Source organism: Nocardia neocaledoniensis, assembly GCF_029868625.1.
Taxonomy (GTDB): domain Bacteria; phylum Actinomycetota; class Actinomycetes; order Mycobacteriales; family Mycobacteriaceae; genus Nocardia; species Nocardia neocaledoniensis_A.
In genome coordinates this window covers 1-6,763 of sequence record NZ_JARWOJ010000010.1, presented here as the reverse complement: position 1 = coordinate 6,763, position 6,763 = coordinate 1, and the positions used below count along the sequence as shown (strand labels likewise).

General features: G+C 69.3%; 5 protein-coding genes. All 5 read left to right on the top strand.

Annotated elements, in window-relative coordinates:
- The first annotated feature begins 315 nt into the window (after nt 1–315).
- The 5 genes from QH270_RS00180 (at nt 316) to ffh (ending at nt 6,598) form a co-directional block, all read left to right on the top strand.
- Nucleotides 316–1,662 carry an ammonium transporter gene (locus QH270_RS00180; RefSeq protein WP_280338321.1) on the top strand — a complete coding sequence of 449 codons (1,347 nt, stop codon included), beginning with the start codon at nt 316–318 and terminating at the stop codon, nt 1,660–1,662.
- Nucleotides 1,663–1,667: 5 nt separating this feature from the next.
- Nucleotides 1,668–2,006, top strand: coding sequence for a P-II family nitrogen regulator (locus tag QH270_RS00175; protein ID WP_110036141.1), 339 nt, complete (start codon nt 1,668–1,670; stop codon nt 2,004–2,006).
- A gap of 81 nt (nt 2,007–2,087) precedes the next feature.
- A complete protein-coding gene (locus QH270_RS00170; RefSeq protein WP_280338320.1) occupies nt 2,088–4,532 on the top strand; it encodes a [protein-PII] uridylyltransferase in 2,445 nt (814 codons plus the stop codon).
- A 133-nt stretch (nt 4,533–4,665) separates the two neighbouring features.
- The gene (locus QH270_RS00165) at nt 4,666–4,980 is read left to right on the top strand and encodes a hypothetical protein (RefSeq protein WP_280338319.1); all 315 of its coding nucleotides are present in this window, start codon (nt 4,666–4,668) and stop codon (nt 4,978–4,980) included.
- 55 nt (nt 4,981–5,035) lie between these two features.
- Nucleotides 5,036–6,598: a signal recognition particle protein gene (gene ffh / locus QH270_RS00160; RefSeq protein WP_280338318.1), complete on the top strand. Its 1,563-nt coding sequence runs from the start codon at nt 5,036–5,038 to the stop codon at nt 6,596–6,598.
- Nucleotides 6,599–6,763: the final 165 nt, after the last annotated feature.

Here is a 6,763-nt window from a genome sequence, read left to right as displayed (position 1 = left end):
GCAATACCCCGGCATCGCGGGCGCCGTCATCGACTCCAACGACGCGGCCGCCTTCACCCCCCCCCCCACCCCCGCGACGGGGCGGGCACCGTAGTTTTCGCGGCGAAAGCCCACGTCGTCGCGCACATCCGCACCGACCTCACGGTGAGCACATACCTGCTGGTCTACCGCGTGAAACGTGGAAGCAACACAACAGCGCCATCCGTTCACGCAGGTGAAACACCACAGCTCAACGGATGAAACACCGAGTGGCGACCCTTCTGTACAGGTCCTTTTGCCGGAATCGGCGGGGCCCGAGATGAGGAGGAACACAAGGTGGCATTTCCCGTAATCGGCGCGCCCGACGCCGGTGACACCGCATGGATGCTGACAGCGTCAGCGCTCGTGCTGTTGATGACGCCGGGCCTGGCCTTCTTCTACGGCGGTATGGTCCGTGGCAAGAACGTGCTGAACATGATCATGATGAGCATCTCGGCGATGGGTCTGGTGACCATCCTGTGGTGTCTCTACGGCTTCTCGGTGACCTTCGGCGACGACAAGAGCAATCTGCTCGGTGACCCGCTGCAGTACTTCGGCCTGAAGGGCGTCTTCGGCGGCCAGTACCTGGCCACCACCGATCCGGAGGCCCCCGCGGGCATCCCGCTGGCGGGCACCATCCCGCTGTCGGTGTTCGTGGCCTTCCAGCTCATGTTCGCGATCATCACCGTCGCACTCATCTCGGGCGCGGTCGCCGACCGCCTGAAGTTCGGTTCGTGGCTCCTGTTTGCCGGAATTTGGGCCACCGTCGTGTACTTCCCCGTCGCGCACTGGGTCTTCGCCTTCGACGGCATCACCGCCGAGAGCGGCGGCTGGATCGCCAACAACCTGAAGGCGATCGACTTCGCCGGTGGTACCGCGGTGCACATCAACGCCGGCGCGGCCGGTCTGGTCCTGTGCCTGATCCTGGGCAAGCGCAAGGGCTGGCCCAAGACCCCGTTCCGTCCGCACAACCTGCCGTTCGTCATGCTCGGTGCCGGTCTGCTGTGGTTCGGCTGGTACGGCTTCAACGCCGGTTCGGCGGTCGGCTCCAACGGCATCGCCGGCGCCACCTTCCTCACCACCACCATCGCCACCGCGGCCGCGATGCTCGCCTGGCTGCTGGTGGAGAAGCTGCGTGACGGTCACCCGACCTCGCTCGGCGCCGCCTCGGGCATCGTCGCCGGCCTGGTCGCGATCACCCCGGCCTGTTCCTCGGTGAACGTCGTCGGCGCGCTGGTCATCGGTGTGGTCTCCGGCGCGCTGTGCGCCCTCGCCGTCGGCCTGAAGTTCCGCTTCGGCTTCGACGACTCGCTCGACGTGGTCGGCGTCCACCTCGTCGGTGGTCTGGTCGGCACGCTGCTGGTTGGCCTGGTCGCGACCGCCGAAGCTCCGGCGGCTGTCGACGGTCTGTTCTACGGTGGTGGGGTCGAGCAGTTGAAGCTGCAGGCCGTCGGTGCCTTCACCGTTCTCGCCTACTCGCTGATCGCGACGGCCGTCATCGCGTACGCGATCAAGTTCACCCTGGGCCTGCGCGCGAGCGAAGAGGGCGAGTCGGCGGGCCTGGACGAGTCCGAGCACGCGGAAACCGCATACGATTTCACTGCTGTGGGTGGCACGGCACGCTCGCTCGTCAAGGAGGCATGACGAACATGAAACTGGTTACGGCAATCGTCAAACCGTTCACGCTCGAAGATGTGAAGACCGGGCTGGAACAGGCCGGTGTGCTCGGCATGACCGTCAGCGAGGTCCAGGGCTACGGCCGCCAGAAGGGCCACACCGAGGTCTACCGCGGCGCGGAGTACTCGGTGGACTTCGTCCCGAAGGTACGCGTCGAGGTCGTCGTCGACGACGCGTCGGTCGAGAAGGTCGTCGAGGTGATCGTGGAGGCCTCGCGCACAGGCAAGATCGGTGACGGCAAGGTGTGGGTGACCCCGGTGGACACCATCATCCGTGTCCGCACCGGCGAACGCGGAAGCGACGCACTGTAATTCGGGAGCGCCATCCGGCGACAACGATCGAGCGGCGGCCCCGCTCCCACCGGCACCACCGGTCGGGGCGGGGCCGCCAGCATGAATGGCGGTGGGACTGTGGCACAACAGAACGGCGGTATTCAGCACAACGGAGCGGCCGACCTGGTCAAGGCCAGGGCGCAGCTGCTCGAGGGGGCGGGCACCCGCAATCCGCGGCTCGATCCGGAATCCCTGCGCGCGGCCCTGGTCGACCTGTTCGAACTGTGGCTGACCAGCAAGGGCAATGAACTGGGCATCACCGCCGACAGCGGCCTCGCCGTCGTCGCGGTGGGCGGCCTCGGCCGACGCGAGATGCTGCCGTACTCCGACCTGGACCTGGTGCTGCTGCACGACGACGTCGATCCGGCGGTGGTCTCGGAGGTCGCCGACCAGCTCTGGTACCCACTCTGGGACGCCCACATCAAACTCGACCACAGCGTGCGCACCGTGCCACAGGCGCTGCGGGTCGCCGCCGACGACCTGATCGCGGGGCTCGGCCTGCTCGAGGCCAGGCACATCGTCGGTGACGAGGATCTGTCCAACCTGCTCATCGGCGGGGTGCGCCGGGAATGGCGGACCGGCATCCGGTCCCGTTTCGACGACCTGATCGCCCAGACCAAAGCCCGCTGGCAGCGCAGCGGCGAGATCGCCCACCGCGCCGAACCCGATCTGAAGAACGGTCGCGGCGGCCTGCGCGACATCCAGCTGCTCGACGCGTTGGCCATCGCCCAGCTCACCGACGCGATGCCGGGTCTCGGCCCCGAGGTCCCCGGCGGCGGTCTCAAGCAGGCGCATCGCAGGCTGCTCGATGTGCGGACCGAACTGCACCGCGTCGCCGGGCGCGCCCGCGATCAGCTGCGCGCCCAGGACGCCGACGAGATCGGCGCCGCCCTGCGCATCGGTGACCGGTTCGATCTGGCGCGCACGCTGAGCGATTCGGCCCGCACGGTGAGCTATTCCACCGATGTCGGCCTGCGGACCGCGGCCAACGCGCTGCCCCGCCGCGGCCTGGCCAGGCTGCGCCGGATGCCGGTGCGCCGACCACTCGATGAGGGGGTGGTCGAGCACGCCGGCGAGGTGGTGCTGGCCAGGGACGCCCGACCGCAACGCGACCCCGGGCTGATCCCGCGGGTCGCGGCGGCCTCGGCCCAGACCGGCCTGCCGATGTCGGCGACCACGCTCAACCGTCTCTCCGAGGACGCTCCCGAACTGCGCGAGCCCTGGCCCAAGGACGCGCTCAACGACCTGCTCGTGCTGCTCGGCGCGGGCCGGGGCAGCATCGACGCGGTCGAGGCGCTGGACCGGACTGGCCTGTGGGGCAGGCTCTTTCCCGAATGGGGCGCGGTTCGCGACCTGCCGCCGCGCGACGCGCTGCACACCTGGACCGTGGACCGGCATCTGATGGAGACGGTCGCCTACGCGAGCGGCCTCAGCACCCGGGTCGCCCGGCCCGACCTGCTCATCCTCGGCGCGCTGCTGCACGACATCGGCAAGGGCAGGGCGGGCGACCACAGCGTCGTCGGCGCGGAACTGGCCACCCACATCGGGCGCAGGCTCGGCCTGTGGCCCTCGGACGTCCGCACGCTCAGCGCGATCGTGCGCCACCACCTGCTGCTGCCCGACACCGCGACCCGGCGCGATCTCGCCGATCCGGAGACCGTCCGCTTCGTCACCGAGGCCCTCGACGGCGATGTCGGCCTGCTCGAACTGCTGCACGCGCTGGCCGAGGCCGATTCGATGGCGACCGGTCCCGGCGTCTGGGGCGACTGGAAGGCCGCGCTGATCGGCGATCTGGTCCGGCGCTGCAAGCTGGTCATGGCGGGGGAGCCGCTGCCGCAACCGGAGCCGATCGACCCGGCACTGCTGGACAAGGCCCGCGCGGGCGGCGTGCACGTCACCCTGACGCCGGGCGAGAGCAAGCACACCTACGTCGTCACCGTGATCGCCCCCGACGAACCCGGCCTGCTCTCCGACGCGGCGGGCGTGCTGGCCCTGCACGCGCTGCGGGTGCTCTCGGCGGACCTCGGCGGTGCCGGGGATTCGGCGGTCAACACCTTCGTGGTCACGCCGAAATTCGGTGACCCGCCCGACGCGGGCCTGCTGCGCCAGGAGCTGATCCGGGCCACCTCGGGCGCGCTCGACCTGTCCGCGACCCTGGCCAAACGCGAGGGCGAGGCGGTCGGCGCCGGTCCCGGCCCTTACGCGCGGGCGACCCCGCGATTGATCTGGTTCACCACGAGCGTGCCGGGCCAGGTGATCCTGGAATTGCGCGCCGAGGACCGGGTGGGCCTGCTCAGCAGGCTGGCCGGGGTCTTCGCCACGGCGGGCGCGAACGTGCGCTGGGCCAAGGTCGTGACGATGGGTTCGGCCGTGGTCGACGCCTTCTGCCTCGATCTCGGCGACGCCGACAGTCCCCAGCTACGCGCCCGCATCGAGAAGGCCGTCCTCGATGTGGTGCCGCGACCAGCGCCGACGCCGCCACCGGCCGAGAACGAAGCCGACTGAGCGGTAGGACACATTTTCACCACCGATTGCTATCAGGTTGCCCCGCAATGAGTCCGCGTTGCCCGATAAGTCGCGGATGGACCTATAGCATTCGAGAGGTCTGGCTGTCACCCGTCCAGAGGGGAGCAGATCCGTGGCTATCGAAGTCGTGTCCGCATCGATGATGACCAGCGACGCGACCGCGCACATCGCGCGGTGTGTCGGCGGTGACCTGTGGGTTGTTTCGTGGCTACCGGGACGCACTCTCACCGGAGCGCAGGCGCTGGCGGCGATGACCATCGCCTCCACGACCTCCCACCACGAAGACAGCCCCGACGCCGAATGGCAGCGCATCGAGATACTCGCCCGCGAACTCGGCCTCACCGGCAGGGAAGCGGTGTATCTGGTGAACATCGAGAATCACGAATTGCGCCGCAGCATGCCACCGCACGTGCGCCACCGGGAATAACACCCATTACCCTGGGAGGGCAATAGAGGTCCCTTTCAGATCAGGAGCGCGATCGGTGTTCGAATCCCTGTCCGACCGGCTTACCGGTGCACTGCAGGATCTGCGCGGTAAGGGGCGGCTGTCACCGGCCGACATCGACGCCACCGCGCGCGAGATCCGCCTCGCTCTCCTCGAAGCCGATGTCGCGCTGCCCGTGGTGCGCGGCTTCATCACCAACGTCAAGGAACGCGCCAAGGGCGCCGAGGTCTCCGCGGCGCTGAACCCGGCGCAGCAGGTCGTCAAGATCGTCAACGAGGAGCTCGTCGCCATCCTCGGCGGTGAGACCCGCAGGCTCAACCTCGCCAAGAATCCGCCGACGGTCATCATGCTGGCCGGTCTGCAGGGTGCCGGTAAGACCACCCTGGCAGGCAAGCTCGCCAAATGGCTGAAGGGCCAGGGCCATCAGCCGTTGCTGGTCGCGTGTGACCTCCAGCGCCCCGGCGCGGTCACCCAGCTGCAGGTCGTCGGTGAGCGCGCGGGCGTGCCCGTGTTCGCCCCGCATCCCGGCACCTCGATCGGCGGCGGCGAGAACCCGCTCGGCATCACCGCGGCCGACCCGGTGGGCGTGGCCCGCGCCGGTGTCGAAGAGGCCAAGACGAAGCAGTACGACGTCGTGATCGTCGACACCGCGGGCCGCCTCGGTATCGACGCCGAGCTGATGCGCCAGGCCGCGGGCATCCGCGACGCCGTGCAGCCCGACGAGACGCTGTTCGTCCTCGATGCCATGATCGGTCAGGACGCGGTCAGCACCGCCGAGGCCTTCCGCGACGGCGTCGGCTTCACCGGTGTCGTGCTCACCAAGCTCGACGGTGACGCCCGCGGTGGCGCGGCGCTGTCGGTGCGCAACGTCACCGGCGCGCCGATCATGTTCGCCTCCACCGGCGAGAAGCTCGAGGACTTCGACGTCTTCCACCCCGACCGGATGGCCTCGCGCATCCTCGGTATGGGCGATGTGCTCACCCTCATCGAGCAGGCCGAGCAGGTCTACGACGCCGAGCAGGCCGAAGCGACCGCCCGCAAGATCGGCAGCGGCGAGCTCACCCTCGAGGACTTCCTCGACCAGATGCTGGCCATCCGCAAGATGGGCCCGATCGGCAACCTCCTCGGCATGCTGCCCGGTGCCGGTCAGATGAAGGACGCCCTCGCGGCGGTCGACGACAAGCAGCTCGACCGCGTGCAGGCCATCATCCGGGGCATGACCCCCGCCGAGCGCGACAACCCGAAGATCATCAACGCCTCCCGCCGCCTGCGCATCGCCAACGGTTCGGGCGTGCAGGTCTCCGAGGTCAACCAGCTCGTCGACCGGTTCTTCGAGGCCAAGAAGATGATGGCCATGATGGGCCGTCAGATGGGCCTGCCGGGCGCGCGCCGCGGCAACAACAAAAAGGGCAAGAAGGGCAAGAAGGGCGGCCGCGGGCCGACCCCGCCCAAGAACCGTGGTGGTTTCCCCGGCATGCCCGCCGGGATGCCCGGGCTGCCCCCGGGCATGGACCTGTCGAAGATGCCGCCCGGCCTCGACCAGCTGCCGCCCGGCCTCGAGGGCATCGACCTCTCCCAGCTGAAGTTCCCGAAGAACTGAGCTGTGTTGTCGGAGCGCTGGCGCGCTCGAGTCGCGGCCCCTTGGTCCCCGGGGGGGGGGGGGCGGGGGGGGGGGGGAGGTGGGGGGCGGACTCGAGGCGCTTGGCCAGCTCGGTGGTCGGCGCGTTCCAGGAGACGGCGGTGAAGGCCTTCTGCTGGGCGGCGT

Coding starts and splice junctions, on each gene's coding strand:
- QH270_RS00175 (WP_110036141.1), top strand. CDS start 1,668: ATGAAACTGGTTACGGCAATCGTCAAACCGTTCACGCTCGAAGATGTG.
- QH270_RS00170 (WP_280338320.1), top strand. CDS start 2,088: ATGAATGGCGGTGGGACTGTGGCACAACAGAACGGCGGTATTCAGCAC.